Here is a 16,606-nt window from a genome sequence, read left to right on the forward strand (position 1 = left end):
TGGTAGAATGCTTATTTTAGCACGCTCAACCGCAATCAAGGGTTGTCTGCGACATGAATGGTGGAAGGAATAAGTAATGACTGAATCAGAATTTTTAACGGTAAGTGATGCCATTTTTCGTCAAATTGAAATCGCTCTCGATGCAGTGGATTTTGATGTTGATACGCTATGCACTGGCAATGTATTAGAAATTGAATTTGAAAACGCCAGCAAGGTCATCGTTAATCGCCATGCGGCCAATCAAGAAATCTGGCTTGCAGCGCGCTCTGGTGGCTATCACTATCGTTTAGTCGATGGGCAATGGCGCAATACGCGTGGTGAAGGTGAATTATTCAGTGATGTTGCTGCTGCAATTAGTGCGCATGCGGGTGAGGCATTTCATTTTTGATTGAGTTGTCTTTATGGTTGGCCGGATTATTTGCAACGGCTTTTTTGTCGGCAACGATATTACCGGGTAATTCTGAGGCGGCATTAGTGGCCGCTTTGCATTTTAGACCCGACTTAGGTTGGCTAGCGGTTGCAGTAGCCTCGTTGGGAAATGTGCTGGGTGGCTTGCTGACGGTGTATTTGGGGCGCCGCTTGCCTAAAGCACCCGAAGCGAAGTGGTTACCGCGCTTACAGCGTTTAGGGCCAGTCAGCTTGTTATTGTCTTGGGTGCCCTTGATGGGCGACGTGTTGTGTGGTGTTGCCGGTTGGTTGCGTTGGCCTTGGCGTCCAGTCATGCTTTACCTAATTTTGGGTAAAGTGCTGCGCTATTTAGTCATTTATGCATTGATGCTGCAGTGGTTTTCAGTTTAAATCGTTGACTCTGGCAGTCATTAAGAAGTAGGGCGTAGTGAAACAAAAAATAATTGCTTTGTTGATCGCTGCTTGCGGCATAACACCACTTCAAGCCGGCGAGATGCCAGATTTTGGCGATATTTCGCAGCAAGGTTTGAGTACGCAACAAGAGCGTGAAATCGGTGAAAATGCGATGCGGCAAATTCGCCGTAGCGGTGCAATGCTCGAAGATCCTGAAATCGTCGCCTATCTAAATCAAGTCGGCTACCGCTTGACTGACGCAGCAGAAATTAGCCAACCCCAATTTACTTTTTTCCCCTTACTCGATGCCAGCGTGAATGCGTTTGCCATGCCCGGTGGTTTTGTTGGCGTACATACTGGTTTATTGGTGCAAGCACAGCATGAGTCTGAAGTCGCCAGCGTGTTGGCGCATGAAATTGCCCACGTGAGTCAGCGACATATTGCGCGTTTAATTGATGGTACAAAATCTAGTCCGTGGATTTCATTGGCCTCGATTGCAGTGGCTTTATTGGCGTCGCAAGCGGGACGAGGCGATGCCGCTGTGGCAGCAATTGCTGCGGGCACGGGCGTTGCCGTGCAAAGACAGCTTGATTTTACCTACTCGTTTGAACAAGAAGCCGATCGAATCGGCATGCAAACCCTAAAAAAATCGGGTTATGATCCGAGTGCGATGGTGGTGTTTTTTGAGCGGCTGCAAAAACATAATCGGCTGTATGAAAACAATGCGCCTGATTTTTTGCGCACTCACCCCGTTACATTCAAGCGAATTTCTGATGCCCAAGCACGCTTAGGTGAAATTAAATTTAAAGCGGTTCCCGATAGCCTCGAATTTTTATTCATTCGCGAAAAATCACGGGCAATGCAAATGGGCGGGCGTGATGGGGTGCCTTATTACCAAGGCATTATTCAAGAAAAACGTTACGCCAATGAAACTGCCCAGCACTATGGTTTGGCGTATTCGTATTATTTATTACAGCAATACGATTTGGCATGGCAGTCACTGCAAACGGCCAAAGACAGTTTGTCTAAAGCTAAAAATCACCCAATGTTGGCCTTTTTGGCCGGCAATATTAAATTGGGCCAAGGCAAAAATGCTCAAGCAGTACAAATCATGAGTGATGCGGTGCAGGCATTTCCGGCCAACCGCGCATTACTCTATGGTTTGATTGATGCTTATATTGCCAGCGGTCAATTTGCTGAAGCAAAATCGAGTTTGAATGATGCTTTGGAATTTTATCCTTCAGATGCTTGGCTGTACCAAAGGCAGGCGAAGATGTATGCCAAGCAAGGTGATCTAATGCGGCAGTATCAGTCGCAAGGCGAATACTACGTTAGGCTACAAGAATATACTGCGGCATTTGAACAGTTTGAATTGGCACTAAAGCAGCCCGGCAATGATTTTTACCTGCTCTCTGGTATTGAAGCAAGGCTCAATCAATTGCGCCAAGAGCAGCAAGATGCACGCAAGAAAAAATAATCGGTTTGTCGTCACCATGCGATTTAAGGTCATCGTCGTCAAGCGCAGGGCTTGTTGATTTTGATCGAGCAAGAGAATTTACTGCAATGCCTATAAAAAGAGTACCAAGGTACACAACTGCTATGATGCGCATCGGGCTTTGCTTGATGTGCTCAATTTCAATTAAAAAGGATTTAGTATGAAACATTTACTCGCTGCGATGGTCTTACTTGGCAGTGCTATAAGCGTTAATGCGGCCACGGCGCCAGCCAGTGTTGAAACCACCCCAAGTGGGATTAAAATTACCACTTTAAAAGTGGGTACTGGGCCAGCACCTAAAGCCAGTGACACCGTGAGCGTGCATTATCGAGGCACTTTAGAAAACGGCACTGAATTTGATAGCTCGTATAAACGCGGCAAACCAGCGACGTTTCCTTTAAGTGGTGTCGTTCCTTGCTGGACTGAAGGCGTACAAAAAATCAAAATGGGTGGCAAAGCTAAATTAGTTTGTCCGCCACAATTGGCCTACGGTAGCCGTGGCATTCCCGGCGTGATTCCAGCCAATGCCACCTTGATTTTTGAAGTTGAAGTTTTAGAAATTAAATAATCAGTGTCGGCGACGTGTCGACATTTGAAATCATTGGAGTTGCTATGTTCAAATTTGTTCTTCCCGTCGCTTTGGTATTAGGTTTAGGTGCTTGTGATCAAGGCGCGCAATTGGCGCAGCAAGCCGCTTCATCCGTAGGCGCTATCGTCGGTCAAGAAATTAAAAATCAAGCCAATGCAGTGATTGACCAAACCGTGGGTGAAGCCAGTGAAGCATTGGCGCCATTTGGTATCAATGCCAGCCAAGTGAGTGGCGCGATTAAAGATAAAGCCGGTAGCTTAATTAGCCAAGCCATGCCGTCGAATGTGAATTGGACCGGATTAAATGCATTAGCCGGTAAAACGCCCAATGAAATCGGCTTATTTACCGCCGTAAGTCCGATTGATGCCCAGTTAAATACCTTGCTCGGTGAACAAGCGACAGCGTTTAAAGCGGCGTTAGCCGGTGCCGTGCTCAAAGAAGACAAAGTATTGTATTTACTCAGTGATAAGCCAGATCAAGCCACTTGGTTGCTGATTGACACCACCAATCGCAAGCTAGCGGCAGGGCAAATTGTGAATGGACAATTGAAAAATCATGCTTCTGCAGGCGAAGCGATTCAATTACCGAGTGAAATTACTGCCCTACAAAGTAAATTGCTGAAATAAACAGCAATCCATAAAAGCCTAAAAAACTGCCGAGTTAAGCCTCGGCAGTTTGTTTTTGTGCGACTGGCAACGTAGGTAATGGCATTAATTGATGCGCTGCTCTGGCGGTTTGGCAGGCTGGATTAGGTTGACCGGCTTCGTCATACACATAAAATTCACGACAAGTACTAGAGCGCTGGCTGTAAATACTGCAATGACTGCTTTTTCCAACCTCACCTTTAAAGCTGATGCACGTTACTTGTTGCTGATTGGTGCCTTTCATTGCTGCGTACACTGGCGAGATCATAATGATTTTATCGCTGGGGACGGCAAATTCACTGTCAGTAAAACTTCCTGCGACTTCTCCGGCGTAAAACGAAACCCGAAAATGATTGCAACACGCACCGCAACTGGCGCAAACATGGGTATTGTTATCGGGCATATCGATAAAAACTCGGCCGTCTTCTTGCCGTATTTTAATTTGTTGGTCTTGGCTATTCATGGTGGCTTTATAAGGGTATGACCATCCAGCGCATAATGGCTGTGGTGTTGCTGATTATACTGTTGTCATGCGTATTCAGGTTGGGTGCTTGAGTTACTAATTGCACGAAATTAGGCAAGCAAAAAAACGCCGCTAATCGCCATTGCGCAGTGCAATATCGCTTGCTGATTGGTAAAGGTTTTTTTTTCGACTACAGTTCTATTTAACTTGCTGAGTCAGTTTTTTGGAAGGTTTTGTTGGTTTACCACTTAAGCATTGGGAGCACAGCGCCATCATGCCTCAAGTCAATCATCATTATCATAACCCAGTGCTTGAGCACAGCGAAAAGCTCAATCAAAAATTAGTGCAGCTGCATGATCAAATTTTAGTTCGTATTCCCAATATCGATCGAATTGCCTGCGCTATTTATGAAGAAAAAGAAGACCTACTAAAAACATTTATCAATAGTACCCGCAATGGCAAAGCCATTAATAATTATCAATGTAAATTATCCACCAGCTATGAATTAAATTTACTCGCTAAAAATTCAGAATATCGGGCATTAAGTGAAATATCCGAAACAATTGGTACCGGTACCGCGCATTCTGATTGGCTATTAAAGCAGGGTTATCGTTCATCATTTACCGTACCAATGTATGACGAAGGGGTTTTTTTAGGGTTTATCTTTTTTGATTCATTACAGCCATCGGCATTTACGACGGCAGTACAGCGCGATTTAATCTTGTATTGTAATTTGATCAATATGTTGATTTCAAATGAGCTGGCTATTGTGCGTATTACACTGGCATCGGCGCGTATGGCGCGCGATTTTGCTAATCTACGTGATTTTGAAACTGGTGCACATTTAGAAAGAATGGCGCGTTTCTCGCGAATGATAGCCAAAAAAATTGCCGAAAAACATCAATTAAGCGATGAAACCATCGAGCATATTTTTATATTTGCACCGCTGCACGATATTGGCAAAATTGGTATTCCTGATCAGGTTTTACTTAAGCCTGGAAAATTGACTAGCGAAGAAAAGCTGATTATGCAAAGCCATGTGCAAAAAGGCGTTGCCGTGGTGCAAAAAATTATTGGTGATTTTGGTCTGCAGAAACTATCTGATTCGCAAGTACTATTAAATATCGTGCAATGTCATCATGAATTTTTAGATGGTAGTGGCTATCCCCAGCAATTAACTGCAAGTGATATTCCAATTGAAGCGCGTATTGTCACGGTAGCGGATATTTTTGACGCTTTAATTAGCCCGCGCCCTTATAAAGTGGCATGGTCAATGGAAAAAGCATGTGATGAATTAAATCGGATGGTACAAGCAGGGCAACTCGATGCCGATTGCGTTGCGGCCTTAGTTGAATTAAGCCATGAGTTCAGCGAGATTGCGCTCAATTTTCAAGATGATGTGTTGGCCGATGCGGCGCCAACAATACCGCAATATTCAATGTTATGATTTTATGCTGAGCCAGCCGGTTGCAGGGCCTGCAACAGGCTGGCGCTGCTACTTAAACTGCGAGCGCTGCGTTTTGTTTTTCGATTAATTGCTGGATGCCCAGTTCAGCCAAATCCAGTAATGCATTCATTTCTGCACGACTAAATGCCTCACCTTCGGCTGTGCCTTGGATTTCGATAAACTGGCCTGCTGCCGTCATCACCACATTCATGTCGGTCTCGCAGCCCGAATCTTCGATGTAATCCAAATCCAGTACTGGCGTCGTACCGACGATCCCCACTGAAATTGCTGCTACCGATTCACGGATCGGGCTTGAGGCCAGTTTACCCTCGGCTATTAAGCCATTGATCGCATCAGTTAGCGCGACAAATGCACCGGTAATACTCGCCGTGCGTGTGCCGCCATCGGCTTGAATTACATCGCAATCAATCGTAATTTGGCGCTCGCCCAAAGCTTTTAAGTCGACCACAGCGCGTAATGAACGGCCGATCAGGCGTTGGATTTCTTGAGTTCGACCACTTTGCTTGCCACTCGCGGCTTCACGGCGCATCCGGCTACCGGTCGAGCGCGGCAACATGCCGTATTCCGCCGTTACCCAGCCTTCGCCTTTGCCTTTTAAAAACGGCGGTACTTTTTCTTCAACGCTGGCGGTACACAGCACTTTGGTATTACCAAACTCAATCAATACACTGCCTTCAGCGTGGCAGGTGTAATTGCGGGTTAAAGTGACAGTGCGCAGCTCATTGGGCTGGCGTTGTGAAGGGCGCATGGGGATTTTTCCTAATGACAGATTAAATTGCGCACCAGTATACCGCAGCGCGTAGCCTGGGCGCTGACGCATCGCGGGCATTTTGGCGCAGTATGACAGCGAACTAGATTGGGCTATCATGGCTTACGATCATCAATCAATGGAGTGAGCCAAAATGAAAAACGTCGTCGGTGGATTTAGTCTGGGCACCCTCATCGCCGTTGCGCTGTCATGGAGCGCCAATCATTCCATTTTATGGGCGATTATTCACGGCTTTTTGAGCTGGTTTTATGTGATTTATTATTTCTTGTTTCGCTGATCGGGTGGTTGTGTAGGACAGGTTAGCCTGCGTAACCCGCCACTAGATGTTCAATGGATTAAATAATCATCAGCGCGGGTTGATAAAACTAAGTTGCCCTACAGGGCTAATGCGACTTAAGAGTTGTATATTGTGCAGTTTTATCTGTAGTTTGTAATGCTTTTGTTGTAAAAATGAAATTTTTAATTAAGATTTTGTAAATTAATATCTAATAAATATCAATATTAATCAACGCTAATTCATTGTTTCGCTTGCCATATATTTACAATTTAATAAATAATGGCATTTTTGTTTATTGAGCCGTCATCTTGAAATCACTTCTGATACTTTTCACGCTCCTTATGGCTACAGCTTGCACCACGGTGCCGCCGCAATCGAATCTGCAAATGGAGGCGATGGTTGAGCAGCAATTGACGCAAATTCCAGCGGGTGTCGAAGGTAAGAAAGAAGCCTTTTTATTGGTGATCGCTGGGTTTGATCAGCCTGCAGTGTTTAGCAATGAAATGAAGTTGGCCGCCAAGCAGTTGGGCAAGGTTTTTAATGCGCAATCGCGGACTTTGCTGCTGAGTAATTCGACACAAGATGCCGAGCAAATATCGCAAGTAACGCCGTTTCGATTGCAGAAGGCAATTGATAAATTTTCACAAAAAATGAATGGCGAGGAAGATTTATTGGTGGTCTACATCGTATCGCATGGTAGCCAAGATGGCGTGGCCTTAAAGCAGAGTGGCGTGCCATTGGTTTTGCTTTCTCCTTATCAGATGCAACTTGCTTTACTTGAAGCAGCGACACCGTGGAAAGCCGTCTTTATCTCGGCCTGCTATTCTGGTGTGTTTATGGACACCTTAAAAACCAGTAAATCGATGGTGATGACAGCGGCAGATGCCACGCACTCTTCATTTGGCTGTAATTTTGGTCAAAAATATACCTATTTTGGTAATGAATTACTCAATGGTCGCGATTTTGCTGCTCCAGTGGATTGGTATTCGATTTTTCAAGATACGGTTAAAAATGTGAAAGACAGGGAGCGAGGTCTGCACGTAGACCATTCGAATCCACAGTTTTGGATGGGGCCTGATTTTGCAAAGTATTTGGCGAGCTTTAATGCTGAGTCAATCATGCCTTCACAGTAAACCCATAAAATAGTTTGAACTGCGTTGTGTAGCGATACCCATTGCCGATATTGGATGATATCGCTTCACCCATTCTAGATTTTCGCTTGATACAAAAAACCACCCAAATTTAGGTGGTTTTTTTTGGTTTAAATTGAGCAATTCTTTGTCAAACCCCTGAGCTGAATATCGCTTACGCATAAACCTATCGGCGCTTAGAACTCAGGTAACAGTTTGCGCTTGCCATCGATTGTTATGACAAATAGAAGTAAATAGTTGCATTAAATTTGGTGAAAAGTATGAAAGTGTAAAAGTACACATTTGATAGAATTCGGCTTGTTGATTGGCATATTTAGCCTTTGATGTTGAGTTTAATTGGCAGCTAGCGCGGCTTTTAAAGCCCGTATCCCCTTAGAAAAGATTGGTTTTTCAGGGCGGTTTTGGCTGCTTTATACGCCTTACTGGTGTTTGAACATCCTGCTTGGGTGGTATCTCCAGTAAGTCATATCACTTTTTTTAAATATAAAGCTGAAATTGATGAAAAACTTATCTTGTTCTAAATGGCAAGGTGTCACTGCCAGTATGGTCTTAGTCGCGCTATTGTCTGCTTGTGGTGGCGGTGGAGGGCTCGACTTGGTGATTAATCCTACGCCAACCCCTGCGCCACCATTAAAAGCTTGGACTGGTCCAAGCCAATTTATGCTTACTCAGCCCGAAACCGGCAGTCGAACCACACAGTTATCTGTTGCAACTGCAGATGGTGCCGTTGACCTTGATGGCACTCGACGTAATTTCCAAGCCGCAGCAATGCCAGATGGCCAATTGGCCTTTAGTGCCGGACAACCATGGCAGGAAGACGCGAGCAAAATCGAGCGCGCGATGCAGGCAATCAACGGAAAAAAATTATTCACGGTGGATTATCCAGACGATAAATCGGTAAGTTTGATCGGTGGCGGCTTGGCGACTCAGGCAACGGCGGTACGCGATTTTATTGCGCTATGCACGCCGGGTAAGCAATATTTTCTACTGAATGCGGATGCACGAAGGATGTATTCAGACAGCTTGGCCCAGTTTAAAAACCAAATTTTGCAAGCCAAAAATTTTACCGCAAGTCAGTGTTCAGCATCATTGAGTGTTATGCAATTTGATGCCTCAGGCAATGTGACATTAAATAGCAATCAAAGTGGCAGCACGCCAGAAGTGATTAGCGCTAGCCAAATGCAATTGCTTGCAAATGGTGGTCATGTGCTTACTGCTGATGGTTTAGGTAAACGCAGCTTAATGTTTTACTCAATGACGGATACTGCTGGTGCTCGTATATTGATTCAGGAATTTGTGGTTTTTCCAAATCAGCAACAGAATTACATTCGTATCTGGTATTGATTAAACCTCGCTACCTTGGGCCAAGTACAGAGGTACCAAGCCCAATGTTGACCATGAGTTGGCTTATGCAAGCTCAGCACCAAAATAATAAAGCAAAAAAAACCGACCCTAAATAGGTCGGTTTTTTTTGCTTTAACATGCTGCGTATTTTTAGTTGAAAATCAAAACTCAAATCACTCTTCGTCAAACACTGCTGTTGTATATACCTCTTGCACATCATCCAAGCTTTCGAGTGCGTCGATCAATTTTTGCATTTTGATCGCATCATCGCCTTCAAGCTCAGTTTCAGCTTGTGGCTTCATCGTTGATTCGCCCATTTCGGCTTTAAAACCAGCCGCTTCGAGGGTTTCTTTGATGGTAACAAAATCGTAAGGAGGGGTGATCACTTCGATTGAGCCGTCATCATTGGTCGTTACATCGTCAGCACCGGCTTCGAGCGCGGCTTCCATTAACGCATCTTCATCCGTACCCGGTGCGAAAATTAAATAACCGCAATGTTTAAATTGGAACGATACGCAGCCGTCCGAACCCATATTGCCGCCGTATTTGGCAAAAGCATGACGAACGTCAGCCACGGTGCGCACTTTATTGTCAGTCAGACAATCGACCATCACCGCCGCGCCATTCAAACCGTAGCCTTCGTAGCGTGTCTCTAAATAGTCCACACCGTCGAGCGCACCTGAGCCGCGTTTGACGGCGTTTTCGATATTGTCTTTTGGCATTGATTGCGCTTTGGCTTTATCAATCGCCAAACGCAAACGAGGATTCATCAAGACATCGCCGCCGCCCATTTTGGCGGCCACAGTGATTTCTTTGATCAATTTGGTGAAAACTTGGCCGCGCTTGGCGTCTTGACGGCCCTTGCGGTGTTGAATATTTGCCCACTTGCTATGACCTGCCATGCTGCACCTGTATTTTTCATTGAGTCGATAGGACGATATTCTAGCACGGTCGTCGATGGCAAAAAATATCCGCAGACTGTCATTGCTTGCCATTTGATTGGGCGCAGAGTTTATGGTGCTGTATTGCCTTGGAGGAAGTGGCAGTGTCGTCTTTATACGACGCGGAATATAGCGATGCTGTATTGGAAATTACCAACCGTTGTCGGCATTTAGTCGCGCAAAGTGGGTATTTGCCTTTGAATTAACGCACTAGGGTTTTAATTTATATATCAGCGTTTTATTATTTATTTGTTTCATTGCATGTCAGCTTGATGTTTTGTAATTATATGTCTAGCATCTTCCAAAATTACATTTAAAAGTGAATATGATGCGAATGAATCAGGGGCAAAAATGGGCGTTGCGTTGTTCAGCAATGGGTTTGACGGCGTTATTAAGTGCTTGTGGTGGTGGCGGTGATGGCCCAGGGATTTTTGATGGTCCATCAGCCGATTTGGGCAATAAGCCAGCAGTCACACCTGCGCCAAGCACGGCGGTGGTGGCGCAAAAATGTTCAGTGAATAATCCTTACCGTTTTGACGATACGCCTTTGAGTACTAGCGGCACTTTGAATGATGAAAAAGCTTGGCTCAAAGACAATATGAGCAAAAATTACCTTTGGTATAAAGACATGCCAACGGTGGATGCTGCCGCACCTGCATATAGTAATGAATCCCAAGTGTTTGGCTCTTTATCCGCTTATTTTCAAGCTCTTAAAACACCGCTGCTGACGAGTTCAGGAGCTAAAGTCGACAAATTTAGTTTTATTGCAAGTACGCTTGCTTGGAATGGTTATGTCGACTCAGGTAAGGTGCTTGAATATGGTATTCAATGGCATGCCACCGGTGACAAAGCGCCGTTGGTGATTCGAGTGGCTTATGTTGAGCCCAATTCGCCAGCGGATCGTGCAGGCATTGTTCGTGGTGATATTTTAAAGTCTGTTGATGGCATAGCTGGCGATTTTAGCGTTGCGGGTTTGAATGCCTTGTTATATCCAAGCAATAGCGCGGCGCATCAATTTACTTTTGATCGCGCTGGTAACGTTAAGACGGCGACGCTGGCTGCAACTGACATCACGATTTCACCGGTGCCGATGAATAAAGTCATTGAGGTTGCCGGCAAAAAAACCGGGTATTTAATATTTAATAGCCACATTTCAACGGCAGAGCAGCCTTTAATTAATGCGGTGCAAAATTTCAAAGACAATAATGTCAGCGAGTTAATTTTGGATTTACGCTATAACGGCGGCGGTTATTTATATATTGCCAGCGAATTGGCCTATATGATTGCAGGGGAAAGAGCAACGCAAAATAAAGTATTTGAGCATTTGCAATACAATGATAAACGCCCTGTCGATACCGCCAATGGTGTGATACCGTTTTATAATTCCACTAGTAAAAGCCAATTCTTACCGACTTTAAATCTAAAACGGGTTTATATTTTGGCTTCAGGCAATACTTGCTCGGCGAGTGAATCGATTATTAATGGCTTGCGCGGTATTGATATTGATGTCCAAATTATTGGCAATACCACCTGCGGAAAACCTTATGGCTATATTGCTAAGTCCAATTGCGGTATTTCTTATTTCCCGATTGAATTTAAAGGCGTAAATGACAAAGGCACGGGTGATTTTACCGATGGCTTTGCGCCGCAGTGCAGCGCCAATGATGATTTTACTAAACCATTGGGCGACACCAGCGAAGGTCTACTTGCCGCCGCAATTTATCGTCAAGCCAATCCAAATTTATGTAAACCCGCGGCAGCCATGGCTTATTCGGGTACGGCCCGAATCGGGCAGGGTGCTTCGCAAGGCTTGGTGATCAAGCCTGAAATGCAAAACAATAAATATTGGACTGTTCGTTAAGCTAGCCAATACTAAAAAACGCCAAGACTGTGAAGTCTTGGCGTTTTTTTTATGCGCGCTTTCTGCTTTGCCTCAGGCCAAAGTCCGCGTAAGCCCAACGTCAACAGATCCTAGGGGGATTTAAACTGACGTCGCTTGTTTTTTGTCGCTTGGCCACTAGCATGGAGTATGTATTTCCATTGGTGAAAGCTAAATGAAATTAAAAAGTGTGTTTTCGTCTTGCGGGCTGGCTTTCTTGCTGGTTGCTTGTGGCGGCGGTGGTGGTGGTTCAACATCGGCAACACCGAGCCCAACGCCAAGTCCGGGTACGGCGATGGCGCAAAAATGTTCCCCCAATAATCCCTATCGGTTTGACGATACCGCTTTTAGCACCACCGGCACTTTGAATGACGAAAAAGCATGGCTAAAAGCCAATATGCAGGAAAAATATTTATGGTATCTAGAAATACCGAATGTGAATCCGGCGTTGGCGCAATTTAGCCAAGAAGCTAATCCATATGCATCGCTGGATAATTATTTCAAGGCGCTAAAATCGCCCAATTTAACCGCGTCGGGAGCAAAAAAAGATCAATTTAGTTTTACGGCTTTAACTCGCGATTGGCAGGGTTTTTTAGAAAGTGGCGCCGTTTTAAATTACGGTATTGAATGGCATTACAGTCGCAGCAGCGCGCCGTGGCAAATGACGGTGGCGTATGTGTCACCCGGCTCGCAAGCCGCGCTAGTGGGCGTGTTACGGGGGGATCAATTAAAAACCATTGATGGCTTGCCTGCCGACGGTACGGCCAGTAATCAAGCAGCGGTGAATGCTGCGTTGTACCCTAAAGCGGCGAGCTCACACACGATGGTATTTCAGCGCGGCGCGAATGTATTGAGTTTTAATGTTGTAGCCGATACGACTAAAACCATGCCGGTCTTGCCGGCACAGATTATTAATACCGCCAGTGGGCCAGTGGGGTATTTGGTGTTTAATTCGCATATTAGCAGCGCTGAAAAACCATTAATTGATGCGATTAATTTATTTAAAAACAATAATGTGCAATCGTTAATTTTAGATTTACGCTATAATAGCGGCGGTTATTTATATATTGCCAGTGAATTGGCGTATATGATTGCCGGGCCAAATCAAATTCAAAATCGGGTGTTTGATCGTTTGCAATTTAGTGATCAACGCCCCGCGCAAACGGCGTCAAATGTCATCCCATTTTATGCCACGGCACAATCCACACAATCGGGAATGGCGGGGCAGTTATTGCCCAATTTGAATTTAAAGCAGGTTTTTATTTTAGCTACAGAAAACACCTGTTCAGCGAGTGAAGCAATTATCAATGGTTTGCGTGGGATTGATGTTGATGTGCAAATCATTGGTAAAACCACCTGTGGCAAACCGTACGGCTTTATTGGTCAATCCAATTGCGGGATTTCTTATTTCCCGATTGAGTTTATTGGCAGTAATGCCAAAGGGTTTAGTGATTTTACCGAAGGGTTTGCGCCGCAATGCAGCGCCAATGATGATTTTAGCCGGCCTTTGGGCGATCTAAACGAAGGCCTGCTGGCGGCGGCTTTATTTCGGCGCAGCAACCCCAATTCGTGTAAGCCGCCGATTGCGCTTAATCGCTCTGTGGCGACGGGGGGCGCGCTCGGTGCCGCTGGTGCTGCGACTACCGACCCAACGGCGCATATTGCCAAACCAGAAATGCATAAAAATCAATACTTGGCATGGCCGAAATAAGCGCAGCGCTTAGTCCAATGGCGCTTACAGCTGAGCGGGAAAATAGCTTGGAGTGTCGCCGGCTTGCCAGCGCGGGTATTTTTGCATCCCAGCGGCAAAAAAATCATCCTGCAATACACGCGCTAACCACTGCTGTAGCAGTGGATTGGCGTGCTCTACAAACCACGCTCGATCCACCGCAGCAAATTGCCGAATAAACGGCGCAATGGCGGCGTCGCTCAGGTGAAACTCTGCGTCAATTAAGTAGGTATGTACCGCTAGCCTTTTACATAGATTGGTTTCCAGCCAATACATCGCATTTTCTTGATGCTGCTGGTGGCTCAATGCCAGATGCCGCTCGGGGTATTTGTAGGCGTCAAGCAAGGGCTTAAATTCGCTGTCGTGCTGCAAGATTAAAGCCATTTGCTCTGCAGCCAAGTCGCTGGGATGCCAAGCATGATCTTGGCCCAGCGCCCACAGCATAATCTCTAAGCTTTCGGTCATGACTTTGCCATCCGGCAGGCAGAGCGCCGGCACTGTGCCTTTGGGCGATACCGCCCACAATTCCTGTGGCTTATCGCGCAATACCACTTCACGGATTTCAACGCTGAGTTGGCAATGCCAAATCGCCCATCGGGCGCGCATTGCGTAGGGGCAGCGGCGAAATGAATACAAAATCGGTGAGTTCGACATGCTTAAATCCAGTGCGTGAGTTGCGCCAATAGGCCGCAGCTGAGCCAGCTCAAAGCCAATAAAGCCAGTGGTTTTACTGCGCGGTGCATGCACCATGCCACAATCAGTAGCAGCAATAACACACAGATGCCGCCCCACACCGGCGGCAATGCGCCGATGATGGCGCTACTGCTCGTACCGATGACTAGCCACGGCAAGGCACTGCAAGCGTATTGTTGCGCGCGGCTGGGCTCAGTTGCTGGAGCGAGATCGGGCAGGTTGATCAGTAACGGGGCTAAAAATTGTTGTGGTGCTTGAATCAGCCCTTTGATTAAAGCGCTCGATACCGTCGGCGTGACGCCGGCAGTGATGAGTAGGCCTTGCAAACCTAAGCTATCTTCCGCGCCGAGTGCTTCGCTGCTTGGCGCTGGTGCTGGGCTGCGATAAATACGAATGATTTGCCAAATTGCGCCGCCGATGGCCAAGCACCACGCGGCCAATTGCTGGCTGGCAGGGAGCCGATTAAAGCCGATAAGCAGGGCCAATACTCCGCCAATAATTAAGATCGCGTCATTGGTTTTGTGTTGCAACAAGCGCCAAAAAGCATCGCTCGCGGCTTGGTAGAGCGCCAAGCCTGTTAGACCTAATCTTTGCAGTATCGCTTGGCAGGCATTAATGCCAAAAACCTGCAGGGCAATACCTAAGATTTTTTCTTTTTTGCTGGCTGCATCGTGCGGGTAATTTTGCGCGATTTCTAACCAATACCATTGCCGCGCTGAGCCCGATTCTAAATCTGAAATCCGCCGCATTAAACCGCCTTGCTCTGCTGCCGTCAGCGGGGTTTTCATAGTGCAATCGGCCAAGCGTAATCGAGCACTAAGGCGGCAAAAATCAGCGCACCGATGCGATTATTGGCCAAAAAAGCCGCAAAGCAGGCGTCGCGCTGCCGACCACGAATCCGCCGATATTGATCAATAACGGCCAGCATCACCATGGCTAAACCGGCAAAATAAATCACTCCACGGCCAGTGGCATAACCAATACCCAACATACACAGAATAAAAGCGCCAAAGCACAGCATTACCGCTGCAACGTCAAAGCGGCCAAAGGTAATGGCTGAGGTTTTGATGCCGATTTTGAGATCATCCGGCTTATCGACCATGGCGTATTCGGTATCGTAAGCCACAGTCCAAAGTAGATTGGCCGCGACCAGCGCCCAAGCGATCAAGGGCACGCTGCCCGTTTGCGCGGCAAACGCCATTGGAATGCCAAAACTAAACGCAATGCCTAAATACGCTTGCGGGATGGCTAAAAACCGTTTGGTAAAGGGGTAAGATCCCGCCAAAAAAACCGCAGGAATGGTGAGTAATAAAGCCAAATGATTTAGTGGCAGCGCCACCAATAAAGCCAGTAAAGCGAGGCCAGCGGCAAAATACAGTGCGGCTTTGGGCTTGATTTCGCCTGTGGCTAAAGGGCGATTTTGGGTGCGTTCAACATGGCCATCAAAATCGCGATCAGCCCAATCATTCATCACGCAGCCACTTGAGCGCATCAGCCAAGTGCCAAGGCAAAAAATCAATAATAACGACCAATCGGGCCGACCTTGCGCGGCGATCCATAAGCCCCAGAGTGTGGGCCAGAGCAGTAATAAAGTGCCGATGGGCTTATCCATACGGGCTAAACGAATATACGCCGACCAGCGCTGCGGTTTGAAATAGGGCGTTGGCATTAAATGGGTTCGCAAGGTGAAGACAAAAGAAAGTCGCTTAAAAAAACTTCGGTGACCAAAAGCTGCGCCGCGCCAGAATAAAACACCGAACGTCGCGCCCATAAAGTCGCGGCTTGCCCGCCGACGGCGGCTTGGGCTTTTTGCCATAAAGGATGGCGCGGGCTGAGCTGACACCACGCGAGGGTCGAGCGACGAATGCACGGGTCGGCAAACAATAGCGCGCCTAAAGGGCGGCTGCCGGAGCGCTCAAATAAATGAAAGCCCGCGTGCAAATTGTCGCGGCAGGTAATGCTGTGGGCGAACACCAAGGGGCGGTCTTGGCTGCAGAGCAAGACTTCGCGTGTCGCGACGTGGCTAGCGCGCGGTAGCTTTAAAATTTGCGTTTCATCTGGGTGTGGGCGGCGAAAGCCTTGTTGTAAAACGCGCACGGTTAATTGCGGAAAATGCGCGATTAAACGTTGGGTTAATGAGCCGCGTTCGCTCAACCAAGGTCGCAACGGCCACGGCGCCAAGGCCAAGGGCGTATGCCAAAAAGCGGTATGCAGCATAGGGCACAAAAGGGGTTCATCAAAACCGAGCCATTATGCCATAAAAGCCCAGTTAGCCTGTTGGGCTGGCATTGCGCCGCTGGATTTGTCCACTGCAGTACATTGACCGTAGATCGGGCGTAGATTGGAACCTGCCGTGCGATTAA

The 16,606-nt window shown here is 46.7% G+C and carries 18 protein-coding genes; 11 read left to right on the forward strand and 7 right to left on the reverse strand.

Translation table 11 applies throughout. The features are described 5' to 3' along the window. Positions 1-76: 76 nt before the first annotated feature. From cyaY to K4H25_RS06125, 5 genes are all read left to right on the forward strand, one after another. Positions 77-388, forward strand: a complete 312-nt coding sequence (cyaY, locus tag K4H25_RS06105) for an iron donor protein CyaY (RefSeq protein ID WP_221022458.1) — start codon at positions 77-79, stop codon at positions 386-388. Then, the gene (locus tag K4H25_RS06110; protein WP_308443247.1) at positions 385-798 is read left to right on the forward strand and encodes a YqaA family protein; all 414 of its coding nucleotides are present in this window, start codon (positions 385-387) and stop codon (positions 796-798) included. Before cyaY ends, K4H25_RS06110 begins: the two co-directional genes overlap by 4 nt. A gap of 37 nt (positions 799-835) precedes the next feature. Further along, positions 836-2,278: a beta-barrel assembly-enhancing protease gene (locus K4H25_RS06115; protein WP_221022459.1), complete on the forward strand. Its 1,443-nt coding sequence runs from the start codon at positions 836-838 to the stop codon at positions 2,276-2,278. Positions 2,279-2,456: 178 nt separating this feature from the next. After that, positions 2,457-2,864, forward strand: a complete 408-nt coding sequence (locus tag K4H25_RS06120; protein WP_221022460.1) for an FKBP-type peptidyl-prolyl cis-trans isomerase — start codon at positions 2,457-2,459, stop codon at positions 2,862-2,864. A gap of 44 nt (positions 2,865-2,908) precedes the next feature. Next, entirely contained in the window at positions 2,909-3,511 is a 603-nt protein-coding gene (locus K4H25_RS06125; protein WP_221022461.1) for a hypothetical protein, read from the forward strand. Between the two features lie 34 nt (positions 3,512-3,545). On the opposite strand, the gene K4H25_RS06130 is transcribed toward K4H25_RS06125, so the two are convergent. After that, complete coding sequence (locus K4H25_RS06130; RefSeq protein WP_221022462.1) at positions 3,546-3,992, reverse strand: YkgJ family cysteine cluster protein; 447 nt, start codon at positions 3,990-3,992, stop codon at positions 3,546-3,548. A gap of 223 nt (positions 3,993-4,215) precedes the next feature. Here K4H25_RS06130 and K4H25_RS06135 point away from each other — a divergent pair, with 223 nt between their 5' ends. Beyond that, positions 4,216-5,439, forward strand: coding sequence for an HD domain-containing phosphohydrolase (locus K4H25_RS06135; RefSeq protein ID WP_221022463.1), 1,224 nt, complete (start codon positions 4,216-4,218; stop codon positions 5,437-5,439). 52 nt (positions 5,440-5,491) lie between these two features. Here K4H25_RS06135 and rph read toward each other — a convergent pair whose 3' ends face one another. Then, a complete protein-coding gene (gene rph, locus K4H25_RS06140) occupies positions 5,492-6,208 on the reverse strand; it encodes a ribonuclease PH (protein WP_221022464.1) in 717 nt (238 codons plus the stop codon). A gap of 154 nt (positions 6,209-6,362) precedes the next feature. On the opposite strand from rph, the gene K4H25_RS06145 reads away from it, so the two are divergent. The 3 genes from K4H25_RS06145 (at position 6,363) to K4H25_RS06155 (ending at position 9,001) form a co-directional block, all read left to right on the forward strand. Next, positions 6,363-6,506: a hypothetical protein gene (locus tag K4H25_RS06145; RefSeq protein ID WP_221022465.1), complete on the forward strand. Its 144-nt coding sequence runs from the start codon at positions 6,363-6,365 to the stop codon at positions 6,504-6,506. A gap of 341 nt (positions 6,507-6,847) precedes the next feature. Beyond that, positions 6,848-7,639 carry a C13 family peptidase gene (locus K4H25_RS06150; protein ID WP_221022466.1) on the forward strand — a complete coding sequence of 264 codons (792 nt, stop codon included), beginning with the start codon at positions 6,848-6,850 and terminating at the stop codon, positions 7,637-7,639. A gap of 516 nt (positions 7,640-8,155) precedes the next feature. Then, complete coding sequence (locus K4H25_RS06155) at positions 8,156-9,001, forward strand: hypothetical protein (protein WP_221022467.1); 846 nt, start codon at positions 8,156-8,158, stop codon at positions 8,999-9,001. 173 nt (positions 9,002-9,174) lie between these two features. Here the strand turns inward: K4H25_RS06155 and K4H25_RS06160 are convergent, their stop codons facing one another. Continuing rightward, on the reverse strand, positions 9,175-9,903 hold the full coding sequence (locus K4H25_RS06160) for a YebC/PmpR family DNA-binding transcriptional regulator (RefSeq protein WP_221022468.1): 729 nt from the start codon (positions 9,901-9,903) through the stop codon (positions 9,175-9,177). Positions 9,904-10,267: 364 nt separating this feature from the next. Here K4H25_RS06160 and K4H25_RS06165 point away from each other — a divergent pair, with 364 nt between their 5' ends. Together K4H25_RS06165 and K4H25_RS06170 are read left to right on the forward strand one after the other, a co-directional pair. Continuing rightward, positions 10,268-11,803 carry a S41 family peptidase gene (locus K4H25_RS06165; RefSeq protein WP_221022469.1) on the forward strand — a complete coding sequence of 512 codons (1,536 nt, stop codon included), beginning with the start codon at positions 10,268-10,270 and terminating at the stop codon, positions 11,801-11,803. Positions 11,804-11,996: 193 nt separating this feature from the next. Continuing rightward, positions 11,997-13,532 carry a S41 family peptidase gene (locus K4H25_RS06170; RefSeq protein WP_221022470.1) on the forward strand — a complete coding sequence of 512 codons (1,536 nt, stop codon included), beginning with the start codon at positions 11,997-11,999 and terminating at the stop codon, positions 13,530-13,532. Between the two features lie 24 nt (positions 13,533-13,556). Here K4H25_RS06170 and K4H25_RS06175 read toward each other — a convergent pair whose 3' ends face one another. Genes K4H25_RS06175 through K4H25_RS06190 form a run of 4 tightly spaced genes read right to left on the reverse strand, consistent with a single transcriptional unit; the run spans position 13,557 to position 16,460 of the window. After that, positions 13,557-14,204 (reverse strand): glutathione S-transferase N-terminal domain-containing protein, encoded by a 648-nt coding sequence (locus tag K4H25_RS06175; RefSeq protein WP_221022471.1) that lies wholly within the window; start codon positions 14,202-14,204, stop codon positions 13,557-13,559. A gap of 2 nt (positions 14,205-14,206) precedes the next feature. Beyond that, positions 14,207-15,031, reverse strand: a complete 825-nt coding sequence (locus K4H25_RS06180) for a hypothetical protein (protein ID WP_221022472.1) — start codon at positions 15,029-15,031, stop codon at positions 14,207-14,209. Further along, positions 15,028-15,912: a 4-hydroxybenzoate octaprenyltransferase gene (gene ubiA, locus K4H25_RS06185; RefSeq protein ID WP_221022473.1), complete on the reverse strand. Its 885-nt coding sequence runs from the start codon at positions 15,910-15,912 to the stop codon at positions 15,028-15,030. Before ubiA ends, K4H25_RS06180 begins: the two co-directional genes overlap by 4 nt. Beyond that, the gene (locus K4H25_RS06190) at positions 15,912-16,460 is read right to left on the reverse strand and encodes a chorismate--pyruvate lyase family protein (RefSeq protein WP_221022474.1); all 549 of its coding nucleotides are present in this window, start codon (positions 16,458-16,460) and stop codon (positions 15,912-15,914) included. Before K4H25_RS06190 ends, ubiA begins: the two co-directional genes overlap by 1 nt. Positions 16,461-16,606: the final 146 nt, after the last annotated feature.

Source organism: Deefgea piscis (assembly GCF_019665785.1).
Classification (GTDB): domain Bacteria; phylum Pseudomonadota; class Gammaproteobacteria; order Burkholderiales; family Chitinibacteraceae; genus Deefgea.

Excerpts from the sequence above, each read along its gene's own strand:
- K4H25_RS06125 (WP_221022461.1), top strand. The coding sequence starts at position 2,909 with ATGTTCAAATTTGTTCTTCCCGTCGCTTTGGTATTAGGTTTAGGTGCT.
- K4H25_RS06165 (WP_221022469.1), top strand. The coding sequence starts at position 10,268 with ATGATGCGAATGAATCAGGGGCAAAAATGGGCGTTGCGTTGTTCAGCA.
- K4H25_RS06180 (WP_221022472.1), bottom strand. The coding sequence starts at position 15,031 with ATGAAAACCCCGCTGACGGCAGCAGAGCAAGGCGGTTTAATGCGGCGG.
- rph (WP_221022464.1), bottom strand. The coding sequence starts at position 6,208 with ATGCGCCCTTCACAACGCCAGCCCAATGAGCTGCGCACTGTCACTTTA.
- K4H25_RS06130 (WP_221022462.1), bottom strand. The coding sequence starts at position 3,992 with ATGAATAGCCAAGACCAACAAATTAAAATACGGCAAGAAGACGGCCGA.
- K4H25_RS06150 (WP_221022466.1), top strand. The coding sequence starts at position 6,848 with ATGGCTACAGCTTGCACCACGGTGCCGCCGCAATCGAATCTGCAAATG.
- ubiA (WP_221022473.1), bottom strand. The coding sequence starts at position 15,912 with ATGCCAACGCCCTATTTCAAACCGCAGCGCTGGTCGGCGTATATTCGT.
- K4H25_RS06175 (WP_221022471.1), bottom strand. The coding sequence starts at position 14,204 with ATGTCGAACTCACCGATTTTGTATTCATTTCGCCGCTGCCCCTACGCA.
- K4H25_RS06145 (WP_221022465.1), top strand. The coding sequence starts at position 6,363 with ATGAAAAACGTCGTCGGTGGATTTAGTCTGGGCACCCTCATCGCCGTT.
- K4H25_RS06160 (WP_221022468.1), bottom strand. The coding sequence starts at position 9,903 with ATGGCAGGTCATAGCAAGTGGGCAAATATTCAACACCGCAAGGGCCGT.
- K4H25_RS06190 (WP_221022474.1), bottom strand. The coding sequence starts at position 16,460 with ATGCTGCATACCGCTTTTTGGCATACGCCCTTGGCCTTGGCGCCGTGG.
- K4H25_RS06120 (WP_221022460.1), top strand. The coding sequence starts at position 2,457 with ATGAAACATTTACTCGCTGCGATGGTCTTACTTGGCAGTGCTATAAGC.
- K4H25_RS06155 (WP_221022467.1), top strand. The coding sequence starts at position 8,156 with ATGAAAAACTTATCTTGTTCTAAATGGCAAGGTGTCACTGCCAGTATG.
- cyaY (WP_221022458.1), top strand. The coding sequence starts at position 77 with ATGACTGAATCAGAATTTTTAACGGTAAGTGATGCCATTTTTCGTCAA.
- K4H25_RS06170 (WP_221022470.1), top strand. The coding sequence starts at position 11,997 with ATGAAATTAAAAAGTGTGTTTTCGTCTTGCGGGCTGGCTTTCTTGCTG.